Source organism: Enterobacter sp. BNK-13 (genome assembly GCF_048685015.1).
GTDB lineage: Bacteria > Pseudomonadota > Gammaproteobacteria > Enterobacterales > Enterobacteriaceae > Enterobacter > Enterobacter quasiroggenkampii.
This window is the reverse complement of record NZ_JBLQTP010000001.1, coordinates 2984802-3000290: the sequence shown is the minus strand read 5'-3', so window position 1 is coordinate 3000290 and position 15489 is coordinate 2984802. Positions and strand designations below refer to the sequence as shown.

The following is a 15489-nucleotide window of genomic DNA, read 5'->3' as shown; positions in this document are numbered from 1 at the left end:
GATAACATCATGTCTGTAAAATTACAGTTCCTGAAGAAGTTGCAGGCACGCCAACCTGCACCTGTTCCTGCCATCAGCAAGAGTCAGGCTGATATTGCAGAGTTTCGCCAGCGAATGGCCCAGCTTCAGGAGCAAATGGACGCGTGGCTGACGGATACGGGACTGAATGTGGAGCCACTGACGGTATCCGTTCCAGATCTGCTGGTGGAGGGCGGGGCTTTTGAGATTTCCGGTATCGTTTTGCGCTATGACAGCCGGGCAGTCAAATTTATGCCGATCTTTCTGTATGGACAGGGCGTCGCCGGTTGTGTCGAGGTGACTTTCTGTTCCGGGGACAAGGTGATTTCTCAAGGACGCCTGTTCATGCGGGTGGGGAACGCAAATGGCTGGATCTTTACTCCCCCTGATACCTCATCCCGGTCCGGACAACGATGGGATGAAGGTGTGTTTTTCGGTCTGATTTTAGCGCTGCTGCCATAGCGATATTTCTGAGTCATTGCACTTTTAAACGCAAAATAGCCCCTCACATCAACTGACGAAATTATCCACACGGATATGTAGGCCCTCCAGGATGACCACACATATAACGTTAAAAACCGGCGGCGACCCGCGCACGCTGCCAGATTACGCTGCTCTCCGCGATGAACTCAGCAAGCTGACGCATCCTGCTCGCCCGGATGTAAACTGGCAATATGTCGAAAAACGCTGTCTCTCTCTGTTTGAACAAAACGGTGTGGAGTTGCAGACTGCGGCCTGGTACACCCTTGCCCGGACTCACCTGTCTGGATTGGCTGGCCTGAACGAAGGGCTGGCGATTCTGGAGGCCCTGATTAGCCATCAATGGGACGTTTTCTGGCCGAAGACGCTACATACTCGTCTGGAAATCCTTACCGGCCTGAGCCAGCGACTGCAGCAGCGTATGCGTATACTTCCACTCAACAACAGCCATCTTAGCGAGCTTTATAGCACTGAAGCGTTGCTTACCCGCCTGAGTGCGGTGCTCCAGCGCCTTGAACTGAAACACCTAAGCCAGTTCGATACGTTACGAACAATGATACGTTCGAATGCTGAACGGCTGGAAAGCAGTAATGACGCATCAGATCAGAATGCACGCATGATGCCCGGTTGCGAAATACCTCAGGAAAGGGCAGAGCCGGTTGACGACGTGAAATGGGTCTATGTTGTGCAGCAGGAAAATCAGCCTGATGCAGAGGGGCTTACGACAGCGCACGGGGCGGTCAGACCATGGAAGCCCTTTGTCGCCGGGATGTGTTCTATGCTGGTGGTCTGCGTCGCCGTGGCGTGGGGAGGGGGCTTTCTGTCCAGACCCGATCCCTTAACGACTCAGGCTGTTGCCTCGCTGGCGCCGTTACCTGAAGCGCTTACACCTGCTCAGCAAGAGGCGTTAGCACAGCGAGGCACTTTATCGTCCACGTTTATCACAGAAACGCAGCAGCAGCTTGCCCGACTGGATAAGTTGCCCCCTGACTGGAATATTTCCTACAGCCTTCAGCTGTTAGCGCAACTCCAGACGGTGCGGCCGGAGGAGGCGAAGCCGCTCGCCGTGCAGTGGCAGCAAAAATTTAACGCGGCAGCGTTGCCTGCTGAGGCCATGAACAGCTGGTATCAGGGAATGATGAAGCTTCAGCAACTGAGCCATCGGCTGAGTAGTCTGGATGAGCAAAAGGGAAAATATATCACGGTGAGTGAGCTTAAATCGGTGGTTTTTTCGACTATACAGTCATTTAACCAAACAATACCGGCTGAAGAACAACTCAGACGCCTGTCACAGCATCCAACAGGAGGTGTGCTTCCTGAAGCCGAAAAGACCCAGCTGGAGTTGCGTCTTAAACAGCTGGCAACGCGTTACGCTCAAATAAAACGGGATTCTTCTTCGCAGTGAATTCTGCGGCGGACAGGCGAATGTGTTCAACAACGCGTGGAGGTCAAAGTGTCCCCTGCAGGAATCGAACCTGCAACTAGCCCTTAGGAGGGGCTCGTTATATCCATTTAACTAAGGGGACGAGGCGGCACGAGTATAGCCTTATTTACACTATGCGTTAAGCGCATCGCCGCCTGACTGCTCAAAGAGTCACCATTCAGGACGATTTTTTTGTCGATTTATCATCATTTTCCCGCGCCTTAAGCTCAGCTTTGCGTTTGTTCGACATGTCGTTACGGATTTGGGCATGGCTTAACAGCGCGAAGATAAACGTTCCGCCGCAGATGTTACCCGCCAGCGTCGGTAGGGCGAACGGCCAGAAAAAATCGCTCCAGTGAAGCGTACCGTTAAAGACCAGATACAGTATTTCAACGGTACCGACCACGATATGCGTGGTATCAGCCAGCGCAATCAGCCAGGTCATCAATATAATCACCACAATTTTGGCACTTCCTGCAGAAGGAAACATCCAGACCATTGTGGCGATGATCCACCCGGAGATGATGGCATTCGAGAACATCTCCACTGGCGTGTTTTTCATCACATCCATGCCGATTTTTACAAACGCGTCCCGGGTGGGTTCATCAAAGATCGGCATGTATTCAAACGCCCAAGCCGCGATGCCTGTGCCGATGATATTACCCAGCAGGACGACGCTCCACAGACGCATCAATAAACCGAAGTTGCCGAGGGTAGGGTTTTGCATTACCGGCAGAACGGCGGTCACCGTGTTCTCGGTAAACAGCTGCTGGCGGGCCATAATGACAATCACAAAGCCGAAGGTATAGCCGAGATTCTCGAGTAAAAATCCGCCGGGTACGCCTTCCAGCTGAACATGAAATATCCCTTTGGCGAGCAGAGATGCGCCCATTGAGAGCCCAGCGGCGATAGCTGACCAGAAGAGGGCCATGGCATCGCGCTCCATCTCTTTTTCACCGTCCTGGCGGATATGCTCGTGGATGGCCATCGCGCGGGAAGGCAGGCGATCTTCATCAATTTCTATTTTCTCGCCGCGCGCTTTCTCCTCGCTTTCAATTTCAATTTCCTCATTGCTCTCGCCAATTTTTTCTTCGCCCACTTCTTTCATATCTGCTCCCGGAGGTTGATCTTTCTGTTAAGCGTAGCGGCTTTTGTCGGGATGCCTGTGGGGATGCTCTTAAATTGGCGGCAATGACAACAAAGGTGATACATCTCTTTCAAAGACATTATAAAATTGCCAGCGAAACGAATTCCAAAAGCCAGGCTATGCTGAGATCAGAGTCACGGTGGTTACTGCCCGTAATTGTGCTCATAGACATCGGTAAACGTGCTGTTACAATCGCTTGCACGTTTACAGACGGAGCGTCAACGGCTCCGTTACGGATGGCAATCAACGATAGCCATACTGAACAGGGAGATATTTATGAAACTTCGGCTGTCGGCGCTTGCGCTGGGCGCGACGATGCTTGTGGGCTGCGCCAGCTCCGGGGAGCAAACGGGACGCTCCGATCCTCTCGAAGGATTTAACCGCTCCATGTATAGCTTCAACTACAACGTGCTGGACCCGTATGTGGTTCGCCCGGTGGCAGTGGCATGGCGCGATTATGTTCCACAACCCGCGCGTAACGGGTTAAGTAACTTTACCAGTAACCTCGAAGAGCCTGCGGTAATGGTGAACTACTTCCTGCAGGGCGACCCGTATCAGGGGATGGTGCACTTTACCCGCTTCTTCCTGAACTCCATTCTGGGGATGGGCGGCTTTATTGACGTCGCTGGCATGGCGAACCCGAAACTGCAGCGTGAACAGCCGCACCGTTTTGGTAGTACGCTGGGGCATTATGGCGTCGGCTACGGCCCTTACGTTCATCTGCCGTTCTATGGCAGCTTCACCGTGCGTGATGATGGCGGTGATATGGTCGATACGCTGTATCCGGTTCTGTCGTGGCTGACCTGGCCGCTGTCGGTAGGTAAATGGACGGTGGAAGGGATTGAAACCCGTGCGCAACTGCTCGACTCTGACGGTCTGCTGCGCCAGTCTTCTGACCCGTACATTATGGTGCGTGAAGCGTACTTCCAGAATCATGACTTTATTGCCAACGGCGGTAAGCTGAAGCCGGAAGAAAATCCAAACGCGAAGGCTATTGAAAACGAACTAAAAGATATCGATTCCGAGTAAATAAAAAAGGTGAGCAATGCTCACCTTTTTTGATTCCAGTACGATTAGAACGCGTAGTTGAAGTTCGTACCGAACAGCCAGGCTTTACCTTCAGAGGTAAACTCGTAAGGGCCTTCCTGGAACGTGACTTTCTGACCGTGCATATAAGAAACGCCCGCATCGATGGATGCATTCTCGTTGAACGCATATGTCGCGCCAGCACTTAACCAGAAGCGGTCCTGATCCGGAATGGAAATAGAACGCTTGTCTGCCGGAACCGGGCTGTCGTCAAATGCGATACCGGAGCGGAAAGTCCAGTTTTTATCGTAGTAGTAGGTGGTACCCAACGCAATACGATAGGCGTCGTGGAAGCTTTCGTCCTTATAGAACAGCGTTTGACCATTGGTTCCGGTCGCTTTCAGCTCCTGGAACTGGCTCCAGCTGGTATAGGCCAGGCTATAGTGGATCGCCCATTGAGGTGCAACGCGGTTGTAACCGGACACTTCCCACATTTCTGGCAAATGCAGTGACAGTGAACCTGGAACGGTCTGGTTTGACGTTCCCCAAGGAATGGTGGTACCCGCACCAGGAACCAGGTTGTTCACCGGCTTCAGGATGCCGCTCTTGTAATCGCCGTCGAAGTCAATTTTCACTTCGGAACGATAGGTCAGACCCCAACGGTTGTTTTTGTCCAGCTCGTACAGGATACCGGCGTTCCAGCCATAGCCCCACTCATCACCTTCAAGACTGGCAATTTTATTGCTGTTTTTTGGCAGGCGAGCAGTTTGCTCTCCGGAGTAACGTTCAATTTTGGCATCGGCGTAGACGGCATCAAAGCCCAGACCAAAGCTCCAGTTATCGTTCAGGCGATAAGCACCGCTCAGGTTCAGGTTCAGCGTAGTAAGGTCTGTTTTACCGCCGTATTCACCAGCCGGATAGTTGCTATTGAACTCGGTAGCAAGGCCGTAGTTAGAGGTTACGGATGCTCCCCAGCCAAACTGTTCATTGATAGGTGCAACGAAGTGCAGGTTAGGGACCCATGCTGTTGGGGCAATATTATCCGCTTTAAGGCTCGCACCAGTGAAAGGCGACTTGCCTGAAATATTGACATCAGGATCGATATAAACCGCACCAGCAGAGAAGGTCGGACGATCAAACATCATGATCAATGCAGGGTTACGACTCGCGTTACCCGCATCATCCGCAATCGCACCTTCCCCCGAATACGCGCGGCCAAGGCCAGAGGAAGAAAATTCGTTTAACTGAAAGCCCGCTGACCATGCGGAAGTGGAGACGAGTGCCACTGCGACTGCCAGCGCAGTCTTGTTGAACAGGGTTTTCTGGCTCATGACCATAACCTCATTGAGTTATTTTTATTCAATAATTGTTACATACCGTAACAGGAGCGCGAAGTGTAGGGTCTGAGGTATGACAGACAAATCAGACCAGTGGCCAGAGTATAGGTCCGACCAGCCTGAATGTTGCAAGTTTGTTTATTAATATTTTCAAACATGTTTCGTGAAACGAGATCTGGTTGGCAAAATTGTGACCATCGCGACTCACCCAAAAGGGTGGTTTTTGTTTTAGATCATTTTTTAGTGTGATATTGGTCACTTATCCGATTTTGCGCCATTAACGGCTGGAGAGAGCCCGAGCCGGGGCGTAAAATAGCAGCATCGTGTTTATCTCGCGCGCTGCGCGAATACAGAGGAAATTGAGCTATGAGTAAATGCAGTGCTGATGAAACCCCGGTTTGCTGCTGTATGGATGTTGGGACCATCATGGACAACACCGATTGCACCGCGTCTTACAGCCGTGTGTTCACCAACCGCGCCGAAGCGGAAGAGACCCTGGCCGCGCTGAGCAAGCGTGCGCGTGATGTTGAATCCGATCCGTGTGAAATCAAGTCGAACTTTACCGAAGTGGAAGGCGGCGTGAAGTTGGACATCGACTTTGTTTTCGCTTGCGAAGCAGAAACGCTGATTTTCCAGCTGGGTCTGCGTTAATCCTTTTTGTCCGGCGGCGCTTCGCTTGCACGGGCCTACGATCGTGTAGGCCGGGTAAGGCAACGCCGCCACCCGGCAACATACCGCACAAATGCCCCTGCCATGCAGGGGCATTTTCTTTTTCTTCTCTGTGTTTTAGCTCGCATTTTTTCGTTTCCCCGATTGGCTGAATGTAAAAAAATGGTTAAGACTATTATCAGGTCAGACCACTTTGCGTTTGCGAAAATTATTTTTACAGGGGAGTGTTATGAGTCAGGCATTACCGCTTATTACCCGTCAGGGCGATCGCATTGCCATAGTCAGTGGATTGCGCACGCCATTTGCGCGTCAGGCAACGGCGTTCCATGGCATACCGGCCGTCGACCTGGGGAAAATGGTAGTGGGGGAGATGCTGGCTCGCAGCGAAATTCCGCCTGAGGTCATCGAACAGCTGGTTTTTGGCCAGGTCGTGCAGATGCCTGAAGCCCCCAACATCGCGCGGGAAATCGTCCTCGGTACCGGGATGAATGTTCATACCGACGCCTACAGCGTCAGCCGCGCCTGCGCAACCAGCTTCCAGGCCGTGGCGAACGTCGCCGAAAGTCTGATGGCGGGTACCATTCGTGCCGGGATAGCGGGTGGAGCGGACTCCTCTTCGGTACTGCCGATTGGGGTCAGTAAAAAGCTGGCGCGTATCCTGGTCGATGCCAACAAAGCCCGCACGACGGGTCAGAAGCTCAAACTCTTCTCGCATTTACGTCTGCGCGATCTGATGCCTGTCCCTCCTGCCGTAGCGGAATATTCCACCGGCCTGCGCATGGGCGATACCGCCGAGCAGATGGCGAAAACCTACGGCATTACCCGTGAACAGCAGGATGCGCTGGCGCATCGCTCGCATCAGCTTGCGGCAAAAGCCTGGTCGGAAGGCAAGCTGAGCGACGAGGTCATGACTGCCTACATTCCGCCCTATCGCGAACCGCTTGCGGAAGATAACAATATTCGCGGCACCTCAACGCTGGCGGATTACGCCAAACTGCGCCCGGCGTTTGACCGCAAGCACGGCACCGTGACGGCGGCAAACAGTACGCCGCTGACGGACGGGGCTGCCGCCGTGATCCTGATGGCGGAATCCCGTGCGAAGGAGTTGGGCATTACTCCCCTGGGCTATTTGCGCAGCTACGCCTTCACCGCCATTGACGTCTGGCAGGACATGCTGTTAGGTCCGGCGTGGTCCACGCCGCTGGCGCTGGATCGCGCGGGGCTGACGTTGGCTGATTTAACCCTGATTGATATGCACGAAGCGTTTGCCGCGCAAACCCTGGCAAACGTCCAGCTGCTGGCAAGCGAGCGTTTCGCACGTGATGTGCTGGGCCGCGCCCATGCCACAGGCGAAGTGGATCAGAGTAAATTCAACGTGCTGGGCGGTTCTATCGCCTACGGTCATCCGTTTGCCGCCACCGGCGCGCGAATGATCACGCAAACATTACATGAACTCCGTCGCCGTGGCGGCGGGTTTGGCCTTGTAACCGCCTGTGCGGCGGGCGGCCTTGGCGCAGCAATGGTTCTGGAGGCTGAATAATGGATATGCCATCTGCATTTAATCTGACGGTTCGCCTCGATAACGTGGCCGTTATCACTATTGATGTGCCTGATGAAAAGATGAATACCCTGAAGGCTGAATTTGGCGTTCAGGTGCGCGCGATGCTAAAGCAGATCCGCGAGAACAAAGCCATTCGCGGCCTGGTGTTTATCTCTGCCAAACCCGACAACTTTATAGCCGGGGCGGATATCAACATGATCGCCCGGGCGCAAAGCGCGCTGGAGGCCGAAGAGCTGGCGCGTCAGGGGCAGCAGGTGATGGCGGAGATCAACAGCCTGCCAATCCCGGTTATCGCCGCGATCCACGGGGCGTGTCTGGGCGGTGGGCTGGAGCTGGCGCTGGCCTGCCATAGCCGTATATGTACCGACGATCCGAAAACCATTCTGGGCCTGCCGGAGGTGCAGCTGGGGCTGCTGCCTGGCTCCGGCGGAACGCAACGTCTGCCGCGCCTGGTGGGCGTCAGCACGGCGCTGGAGATGATCTTAACCGGTAAACAGCTGCGTGCCCGTCAGGCGCTGAAAGCCGGTCTGGTCGATGACGTCGTGCCACAGTCCATTTTGCTGGAGGCCGCCGTTGAGCTTGCGCTGAAAGGGCGTCAGGCAAGACGTCCTCTGCCGGTTCGCGAGCGCGTGCTGGCCGGCCCGCTGGGCAGAACGCTCCTGTTCAACATGGTGGGCAAAAAGACCGAACAAAAGACCAAAGGCAATTACCCGGCGGCAAAGCGGATCCTGGATGTGATCGAAACCGGGCTGTCGCAGGGCAGCAGCAGCGGCTATGCCGCGGAGGCCAAAGCCTTTGGCGAACTGGCGATGACGCCGCAGTCACAGGCGCTGCGCAGCATCTTCTTCGCCAGCACAGAGGTGAAAAAAGACCCAGGCAGCGAGGCATCGCCTGCGCCGCTGCGTGCCGTTGGCGTGCTGGGTGGGGGGCTTATGGGCGGCGGTATCGCTTTTGTTACCGCAAGCAAAGGCAAATTGCCTGTACGCATCAAAGACATTAATCCTAAGGGAATCAACCACGCGCTGCAGTACAGCTGGCAGAACCTTGATCAAAAGGTCAAGCGCCGCCATATCAAGGCAAGCGAACGTGATAAAACCCTGGCGATGATCTCCGGTACGACGGATTACAGCGGTTTTGCGCACCGCGATCTGGTGATTGAAGCCGTGTTTGAGGATCTGGCGCTTAAGCAGCAGATGGTGGCAGACGTTGAGCAGCATTGCGCCCCGCACACCATTTTTGCCTCTAACACGTCGTCATTACCGATTAGCGATATCGCAGCAAAAGCCGCGCGTCCGGAGCAGGTGATCGGACTGCACTTCTTTAGCCCGGTAGAAAAAATGCCGCTGGTGGAAGTTATTCCACACGCGACCACCAGCCCGCAAACCATCGCCACGGTAGTCAAACTTGCGAAGAAGCAGGGTAAAACGCCGATCGTGGTCGCAGACAAAGCCGGCTTCTACGTCAACCGCATTCTGGCGCCCTACATTAATGAAGCCATGCGGCTGCTGACGGAAGGCGAGAAGATCGAGCACGTCGACGAGGCGCTGGTAAAGTTTGGTTTCCCCGTGGGCCCAATCCAACTTTTGGATGAGGTGGGAATAGACACCGGCACTAAAATTATACCTGTACTGGAGGCGGCTTATGGCGATCGTTTTAGCCCGCCTGCAAACATTGTTTCTGCAATTTTGAAGGACGATCGCAAAGGCAGAAAAAATGAACGCGGTTTCTATCTTTACGGCGCGAAAGGGCGTAAAAGCAAGAAACAGGTCGACCCTTCGGTTTATGGGCTTATTTCGACCACCGGTCAGGGAAAACTGTCCGCCGTTCAGTGCGCTGAACGCTGCGTGATGATGATGCTCAATGAAGCGGCGCGCTGCTTTGGTGAGCAGGTAATCAAAAGCGCGCGCGATGGCGACATCGGCGCGGTATTTGGCATAGGTTTCCCGCCGTTCCTTGGCGGCCCGTTCCGTTATATGGATACGCTCGGCGCGGGTGAAGTGGTTGCTATCCTGCAACGTCTGGCTTCGCAATATGGTCCACGCTTTACACCGTGTGAAGAATTATTGCAGATGGCGGAACGGGGCCAGACATTTTGGCCTGCAAGGGAAACTGTCCTCGTAAGCTGAGGTCAAAGAAGGGTAAATCCTGAAGTGAATGAACCTGTTCTGGCGATTTTGTAAACAGAGATTGACTATACTTACGCCATTGAGGTAAAAAACAGCGTTTCATTCACCGAATGGATCAGGCACAATGCCCGGCCATCGGGTTTTCTACCTCTCAGCATTTATCGCGGGTAGTTAACGCCGGTGATTCTGGTTAACAAAAGCGGTGCAATATGCAAGTTTTTATCATGCGTCACGGCGACGCGGCACTCGATGCCGCCAGTGACTCAGTACGTCCTTTGACCGTGTGTGGCTGCGACGAATCTCGTCAGATGGCGACCTGGCTTAAAGGTCAAAAAGTGGACATCGAACGCGTTCTGGTGAGTCCGTTCCTGCGTGCTGAACAGACGCTGGAGGTGGTAGGGGAGTGCATGAACCTGCCTGCCAGCGTGGATGTTCTTCCTGAACTCACCCCCTGTGGCGATGTAGGCCTTGTCAGTGCCTATCTTCAGGCGCTGTGCAATGAAGGTGTTGCGTCCGCGCTGGTCATTTCCCACCTGCCACTGGTTGGCTATCTGGTATCTGAGCTGTGCCCGGGCGAGACTCCGCCGATGTTCACGACATCCGCCATTGCCAATGTGTCTCTGGACGAAACGGGTAAAGGTGTCTTTAACTGGCAAATGAGTCCGTGCAACCTGAGGATGGCAAAAGCCATCTGACGTGACGTGTGATTGTGCGGGGGCGCAAAACAGGCCTCCCGCCGTCCTGTCAGGGTAATTCTGGCGGCTGCCACTCTTCCACTTCAATCAACACCAGCAATGCGGCATCTCCGCCGTACTCTTTGGGTGCCTGATGAAACGCCATCACGTGTGGATGCTGAGCCAGCCACAGCGGCGTCTGTTGCTTGAGGATATGCTTACCGTGGCCGTGCATCACGCAGGCGCAAAAAACATGTTCGCGGCGACAGGCGGCGATCAATGCCCCCAGCTCCTGTTTTGCCTGCATCTGCGTTAAACCATGCAGATCGAGAAACAGCTCCGGCGAATAATCTCCGCGACGTAACTTTTTCAGTTCAAAATGGCTGACGTCTTCGCGCACGTATTTCACCGCACCCTGCGTATTGAGCAGCGGCTGAAATTCATCTGAAAAATAGTGGCTGTTATCCGCCTGCTCCTGCAGCAGCCGTTTGACCGGGACTTCGCTGATTTTTTTACGCTGCGGGCGATGAACGATGGTGTCCTGTGCGATTTTCCGCGTCCCGGTCATTAGCTGGCGGAAGAGCGCCTGATCCTCCTCGCTGAGCGATGTTTTCTTTTTCATTCGTCATTCTCATCTCGTATTTCCGATAGTGTACCCGACTAAACGCATTTTTTAACCTCAAGCGGTACGCGTCATTGCTGATTTATCGCCGTCTTCATGGCAAACTAGCCGCCGAAAATTATGCGAGCATGCCCTGGAGGAAAGAGTGGATAAAATATTTGTCGATGAAGCAGTAAACGAGCTGCATACCATACAGGACATGTTGCGCTGGTCGGTTAGCCGCTTCAGCGCCGCCAATATCTGGTACGGACACGGTACCGACAACCCGTGGGATGAGGCCGTGCAGCTGGTGCTGCCGTCACTCTATCTGCCGCTGGATATTCCGGAAGACATGCGCACCGCGCGCCTGACCTCCAGCGAAAAACACCGCATCGTTGAGCGCGTGATCCGCCGCGTCAACGAACGCATCCCGGTCGCCTACCTGACCAATAAAGCCTGGTTCTGCGGCCACGAGTTCTATGTCGATGAACGCGTGCTGGTGCCGCGCTCGCCGATTGGTGAGCTGATTAACAACCACTTTGAAGGCCTGATCGGCCATCAGCCGCAGCACATCCTGGATATGTGTACCGGCAGCGGCTGTATCGCGATTGCCTGCGCTTACGCCTTCCCGGAAGCGGAAGTCGATGCCGTCGATATCTCCACCGACGCGCTGGCCGTGACCGAGCACAACATTGAAGAGCACGGCCTGATCCATCACGTCACGCCAATTCGCTCCGATCTTTTCCGCGATCTGCCAACGCTGCAGTACGATCTGATCGTCACCAACCCGCCGTACGTCGATGCGGAAGACATGTCCGATCTGCCGAACGAATACCGTCACGAGCCGGAGCTGGGTCTGGCATCAGGATCTGACGGCCTGAAGCTGACCCGCCGCATTCTGGCCTGCGCGCCGGATTATCTGACCGACGACGGCGTTCTGATTTGTGAAGTGGGCAACAGCATGGTACATCTGATAGAGCAGTACCCGGATGTGCCGTTCACCTGGCTTGAGTTCGACAACGGCGGTGACGGCGTCTTTATGCTGACCAAAGCGCAGCTGCTCGACGCGCGCGAACACTTCAGCATCTATAAAGATTAATCCAGCGGGCTTCGGCCCGTTTCACAACGCTCAAACACAAACAACAACATCGGAGCCGTGATGGCAGGAAACAGTATTGGACAGGTATTCCGCGTGACCACCTTTGGCGAGTCGCACGGGCTGGCGCTGGGCTGTATCGTTGATGGCGTACCGCCAGGCATCGAACTGACCGAAGCCGATTTACAGCACGACCTCGACCGTCGTCGTCCGGGCACCTCTCGCTACACCACGCAGCGTCGCGAGCCGGACCAGGTCAAAATTCTCTCCGGCGTCTTTGAAGGACGCACTACAGGCACCAGCATTGGTCTGCTGATTGAAAACACCGATCAGCGCTCCCAGGACTACGGCGCCATCAAAGACGTGTTCCGTCCGGGCCACGCCGACTATACCTACGAACAAAAGTACGGCTTCCGCGACTATCGCGGCGGCGGACGTTCTTCTGCGCGTGAAACCGCGATGCGCGTGGCGGCTGGCGCCATTGCCAAAAAATACCTGCAGCAGAAATTTGGCATCGTTATCCGCGGCTGTCTGACCCAGATGGGCGACATTCCGCTGGCGATCAAAGACTGGGATCTGGTCGAGCAAAACCCGTTCTTCTGTGCCGATGCCGACAAGCTGGACGCGCTGGACGAACTGATGCGGGGCCTGAAAAAAGAGGGCGACTCCATCGGGGCGAAAGTGACCGTGGTGGCCGACGGTGTCCCGCCAGGCTGGGGCGAGCCGGTATTTGACCGTCTCGACGCCGACATCGCCCACGCGCTGATGAGCATCAACGCGGTGAAGGGCGTTGAGATTGGCGACGGTTTTGACGTGGTATCCCTGCGCGGCAGCCAGAACCGTGACGAGATCACGAAGGCGGGCTTCCAGAGCAACCACGCGGGCGGCATTCTGGGCGGTATCAGCAGCGGGCAGCAGATTATTGCCAACATCGCGCTGAAGCCAACCTCCAGCATTACCGTGCCGGGCCACACGATTAACCGCGATGGCGAAGAAGTTGAGATGATCACTAAAGGACGTCACGATCCGTGCGTGGGGATCCGCGCGGTGCCGATCGCAGAGGCGATGCTGGCGATCGTGCTGATGGATCACTTCCTGCGCCAGCGCGCGCAGAATGCGGATGTGACGACCACCATTCCACGCTGGTAAACATGAAAAAAACCGCAATTGCTCTGCTGGCGCTGCTGGCCAGTGGAGCCAGTCTGGCCGCGACGCCATGGCAAAAAATCACCCACCCGGTGGCGGGGAGCGCGCAGTCCATCGGCGCCTTTTCCAACGGCTGTATCGTCGGCGCGCAGGAACTTCCGCTGCAATCAGACACCTATCAGGTGATGCGTACCGACCAGCGTCGCTACTTTGGCCACCCGGATCTGGTGCTGTTTATTCAGCGTCTTGGCAACCAGGTGCATAACCTGGGGCTGGGCACGATGCTGATCGGTGATATGGGGATGCCTGCAGGCGGGCGTTTTAACGGTGGACACGCCAGTCATCAGACCGGGCTGGATGTGGATATCTTCCTGCAGCTGCCGAAAACGCGCTGGACGTCTGCCCAGCTGCTGAAGCCGCAGGCGCTGGATCTGGTGGCGAGCGACGGCAAGCGCGTTGTGCCGTCCCTGTGGACGCGGGAGGTCTCCAGCATGATCAAGCTGGCGGCAGAAGATAACGACGTCACGCGGATTTTCGTCAACCCGGCCATCAAGCAGCAGCTCTGCCTGGATGCCGGAACGGACCGCGACTGGCTGCGCAAAGTGCGCCCGTGGTTCCAGCATCGCGCGCACATGCACGTTCGCCTGCGTTGCCCGGCGAACAGCCTGGAATGTGAAGATCAGCCGCTCCCGCCGCCAGGCGATGGCTGCGGTGCGGAACTGCAAAGCTGGTTTGAACCGGCAAAACCTGGAACCTCTAAGCCTGAGAAGAAGACACCGCCTCCGTTGCCGCCTTCCTGCCAGGCGCTACTGGATGAGCATGTACTTTAATGGATAATTTCGTCGATCTGTTTATGGTGTCACCGCTGCTGCTGGTGGTGCTGTTCTTCGTGGCCATGCTGGCCGGTTTTATTGATGCCCTTGCGGGCGGCGGTGGGTTATTAACCGTACCCGCGCTGCTGGCGGCGGGCATGAGCCCGGCGCAGGCGCTTGCCACCAACAAGCTGCAGGCCTGCGGCGGCTCGCTCTCAGCGTCGCTCTATTTTATCCGCCGCAAGGTGGTGAGCCTGGCCGACCAGAAGCTCAATATCCTGATGACCTTTATTGGTTCCACGTCGGGCGCGCTGCTGGTTCAGCACGTGCAGTCGGATATTTTGCGCCAGATCCTGCCGGTTCTGGTCATCTGCATCGGGCTTTATTTCCTGCTGATGCCGAAGCTCGGCGAGGAAGACCGCCAGCGTCGTCTGCACGGTCTGCCGTTTGCCCTGATTGCCGGGGGCTGCGTCGGCTTTTACGACGGTTTCTTCGGCCCGGGGGCGGGCTCGTTTTACGCGCTGGCGTTCGTGACGCTGGCCGGGTTTAACCTCGCCAAGTCGACCGCTCATGCCAAAGTGCTCAATGCGACGTCGAACCTTGGCGGTCTGCTGCTGTTTATCATTGGCGGCAAGGTCATCTGGGCAACCGGATTCGTCATGATGGCAGGGCAGTTCCTGGGCGCACGCGCGGGTTCGCGTCTGGTGTTAAGCAAAGGACAAAAGCTGATTCGACCGATGATCGTCATCGTCTCGGCCGTAATGAGCGCCAAACTTCTTTATGACAGCCATGGACAGGAGATCCTCACCTGGTTGGGGATGCATTAATGAACAGTACGCATAAATACGAACAGCTGATTGAGATTTTTGACGGCTGTTTTGCTGACGATTTTAATACCCGTCTGATTAAAGGCGACGACGAACCGATCTATCTTCCTGCAGATGCAGAGGTTCCGTATAACCGCATCGTCTTTGCGCACGGCTTTTACGCCAGCGGTTTGCACGAAATTTCGCACTGGTGCATCGCCGGAAAAGCGCGTCGCGAGCTGGTGGACTTTGGTTACTGGTACTGCCCGGACGGGCGTGACGCCGCAACGCAGGGCCAGTTTGAGGATGTGGAAGTGAAGCCGCAGGCGCTGGAATGGCTATTCTGCGTCGCGGCGGGTTTCCCGTTCAACGTGAGCTGTGACAACCTCGAAGGCGACTTCGAGCCAGACCGTATCGTCTTCCAGCGCCGCGTGCATGCGCAGGTGATGGACTATCTTGAGAAAGGCATCCCGGAACGTCCGGCGCGCCTGATTGAGGCCTTACAGAATTATTACCACACGCCGGTGATCACGGCGGAATGCTTCCCTTGGCCGGAAGATCTTTAAC

The 15489-nt window shown here is 55.5% G+C and carries 15 protein-coding genes and 1 tRNA gene; 12 read left to right on the top strand and 4 right to left on the bottom strand.

Translation table 11 applies throughout. The features are described from left to right. Positions 1 to 9: 9 nt before the first annotated feature. Complete coding sequence (locus ACMGGQ_RS14495) at positions 10 to 480, top strand: hypothetical protein (RefSeq protein ID WP_048029650.1); 471 nt, start codon at positions 10 to 12, stop codon at positions 478 to 480. A 91-nt stretch (positions 481 to 571) separates the two neighbouring features. After that, on the top strand, positions 572 to 1903 hold the full coding sequence (locus ACMGGQ_RS14490) for a VasL domain-containing protein (RefSeq protein ID WP_420290199.1): 1332 nt from the start codon (positions 572 to 574) through the stop codon (positions 1901 to 1903). A 49-nt stretch (positions 1904 to 1952) separates the two neighbouring features. Here ACMGGQ_RS14490 and ACMGGQ_RS14485 read toward each other — a convergent pair. After that, positions 1953 to 2024 (bottom strand) — tRNA-Arg (locus ACMGGQ_RS14485). 75 nt (positions 2025 to 2099) lie between these two features. Beyond that, positions 2100 to 3029, bottom strand: a complete 930-nt coding sequence (locus tag ACMGGQ_RS14480; protein WP_045908749.1) for a formate/nitrite transporter family protein — start codon at positions 3027 to 3029, stop codon at positions 2100 to 2102. Positions 3030 to 3344: 315 nt separating this feature from the next. Between ACMGGQ_RS14480 and mlaA the strand changes: the two genes are divergently transcribed. Next, positions 3345 to 4097: a phospholipid-binding lipoprotein MlaA gene (gene mlaA / locus ACMGGQ_RS14475; RefSeq protein WP_023336447.1), complete on the top strand. Its 753-nt coding sequence runs from the start codon at positions 3345 to 3347 to the stop codon at positions 4095 to 4097. Between the two features lie 44 nt (positions 4098 to 4141). On the opposite strand, the gene fadL is transcribed toward mlaA, so the two are convergent. Next, positions 4142 to 5425, bottom strand: coding sequence for a long-chain fatty acid transporter FadL (fadL, locus tag ACMGGQ_RS14470; protein ID WP_045908748.1), 1284 nt, complete (start codon positions 5423 to 5425; stop codon positions 4142 to 4144). A gap of 372 nt (positions 5426 to 5797) precedes the next feature. Between fadL and ACMGGQ_RS14465 the strand changes: the two genes are divergently transcribed. The 4 genes from ACMGGQ_RS14465 (at position 5798) to sixA (ending at position 10482) form a co-directional block, all read left to right on the top strand. Further along, positions 5798 to 6082: a YfcZ/YiiS family protein gene (locus tag ACMGGQ_RS14465; protein ID WP_229226189.1), complete on the top strand. Its 285-nt coding sequence runs from the start codon at positions 5798 to 5800 to the stop codon at positions 6080 to 6082. Between the two features lie 247 nt (positions 6083 to 6329). Next, the gene (gene fadI, locus ACMGGQ_RS14460) at positions 6330 to 7640 is read left to right on the top strand and encodes an acetyl-CoA C-acyltransferase FadI (RefSeq protein WP_420290198.1); all 1311 of its coding nucleotides are present in this window, start codon (positions 6330 to 6332) and stop codon (positions 7638 to 7640) included. Next, positions 7640 to 9787, top strand: a complete 2148-nt coding sequence (gene fadJ / locus ACMGGQ_RS14455; protein WP_420290197.1) for a fatty acid oxidation complex subunit alpha FadJ — start codon at positions 7640 to 7642, stop codon at positions 9785 to 9787. Before fadI ends, fadJ begins: the two co-directional genes overlap by 1 nt. Positions 9788 to 9996: 209 nt before the next feature. After that, entirely contained in the window at positions 9997 to 10482 is a 486-nt protein-coding gene (sixA, locus tag ACMGGQ_RS14450) for a phosphohistidine phosphatase SixA (protein WP_032623034.1), read from the top strand. A gap of 49 nt (positions 10483 to 10531) precedes the next feature. Here sixA and smrB read toward each other — a convergent pair whose 3' ends face one another. Beyond that, positions 10532 to 11083: an endonuclease SmrB gene (smrB, locus tag ACMGGQ_RS14445; protein WP_008502613.1), complete on the bottom strand. Its 552-nt coding sequence runs from the start codon at positions 11081 to 11083 to the stop codon at positions 10532 to 10534. A gap of 145 nt (positions 11084 to 11228) precedes the next feature. Here smrB and prmB point away from each other — a divergent pair, with 145 nt between their 5' ends. Genes prmB through ACMGGQ_RS14420 form a run of 5 tightly spaced genes read left to right on the top strand, consistent with a single transcriptional unit; the run spans position 11229 to position 15488 of the window. After that, a complete protein-coding gene (gene prmB, locus ACMGGQ_RS14440; protein ID WP_008502612.1) occupies positions 11229 to 12161 on the top strand; it encodes a 50S ribosomal protein L3 N(5)-glutamine methyltransferase in 933 nt (310 codons plus the stop codon). A gap of 60 nt (positions 12162 to 12221) precedes the next feature. Beyond that, complete coding sequence (gene aroC, locus ACMGGQ_RS14435) at positions 12222 to 13307, top strand: chorismate synthase (RefSeq protein WP_045908745.1); 1086 nt, start codon at positions 12222 to 12224, stop codon at positions 13305 to 13307. A 2-nt stretch (positions 13308 to 13309) separates the two neighbouring features. Continuing rightward, positions 13310 to 14134 carry a penicillin-insensitive murein endopeptidase gene (gene mepA, locus ACMGGQ_RS14430; RefSeq protein ID WP_420290196.1) on the top strand — a complete coding sequence of 275 codons (825 nt, stop codon included), beginning with the start codon at positions 13310 to 13312 and terminating at the stop codon, positions 14132 to 14134. Beyond that, the gene (locus tag ACMGGQ_RS14425) at positions 14134 to 14943 is read left to right on the top strand and encodes a sulfite exporter TauE/SafE family protein (protein WP_045908744.1); all 810 of its coding nucleotides are present in this window, start codon (positions 14134 to 14136) and stop codon (positions 14941 to 14943) included. The genes mepA and ACMGGQ_RS14425 overlap by 1 nt, the downstream gene beginning before the upstream one ends. After that, positions 14943 to 15488, top strand: a complete 546-nt coding sequence (locus ACMGGQ_RS14420; protein WP_048029666.1) for an elongation factor P hydroxylase — start codon at positions 14943 to 14945, stop codon at positions 15486 to 15488. The genes ACMGGQ_RS14425 and ACMGGQ_RS14420 overlap by 1 nt, the downstream gene beginning before the upstream one ends. Position 15489 lies beyond the last annotated feature (1 nt).

Excerpts from the sequence above, each read along its gene's own strand:
- mlaA (WP_023336447.1), top strand. The coding sequence starts at position 3,345 with ATGAAACTTCGGCTGTCGGCGCTTGCGCTGGGCGCGACGATGCTTGTG.
- fadL (WP_045908748.1), bottom strand. The coding sequence starts at position 5,425 with ATGAGCCAGAAAACCCTGTTCAACAAGACTGCGCTGGCAGTCGCAGTG.
- ACMGGQ_RS14420 (WP_048029666.1), top strand. The coding sequence starts at position 14,943 with ATGAACAGTACGCATAAATACGAACAGCTGATTGAGATTTTTGACGGC.
- ACMGGQ_RS14495 (WP_048029650.1), top strand. The coding sequence starts at position 10 with ATGTCTGTAAAATTACAGTTCCTGAAGAAGTTGCAGGCACGCCAACCT.
- ACMGGQ_RS14425 (WP_045908744.1), top strand. The coding sequence starts at position 14,134 with ATGGATAATTTCGTCGATCTGTTTATGGTGTCACCGCTGCTGCTGGTG.
- smrB (WP_008502613.1), bottom strand. The coding sequence starts at position 11,083 with ATGAAAAAGAAAACATCGCTCAGCGAGGAGGATCAGGCGCTCTTCCGC.
- ACMGGQ_RS14490 (WP_420290199.1), top strand. The coding sequence starts at position 572 with ATGACCACACATATAACGTTAAAAACCGGCGGCGACCCGCGCACGCTG.
- fadI (WP_420290198.1), top strand. The coding sequence starts at position 6,330 with ATGAGTCAGGCATTACCGCTTATTACCCGTCAGGGCGATCGCATTGCC.
- aroC (WP_045908745.1), top strand. The coding sequence starts at position 12,222 with ATGGCAGGAAACAGTATTGGACAGGTATTCCGCGTGACCACCTTTGGC.
- fadJ (WP_420290197.1), top strand. The coding sequence starts at position 7,640 with ATGGATATGCCATCTGCATTTAATCTGACGGTTCGCCTCGATAACGTG.
- ACMGGQ_RS14465 (WP_229226189.1), top strand. The coding sequence starts at position 5,798 with ATGAGTAAATGCAGTGCTGATGAAACCCCGGTTTGCTGCTGTATGGAT.
- mepA (WP_420290196.1), top strand. The coding sequence starts at position 13,310 with ATGAAAAAAACCGCAATTGCTCTGCTGGCGCTGCTGGCCAGTGGAGCC.
- ACMGGQ_RS14480 (WP_045908749.1), bottom strand. The coding sequence starts at position 3,029 with ATGAAAGAAGTGGGCGAAGAAAAAATTGGCGAGAGCAATGAGGAAATT.
- sixA (WP_032623034.1), top strand. The coding sequence starts at position 9,997 with ATGCAAGTTTTTATCATGCGTCACGGCGACGCGGCACTCGATGCCGCC.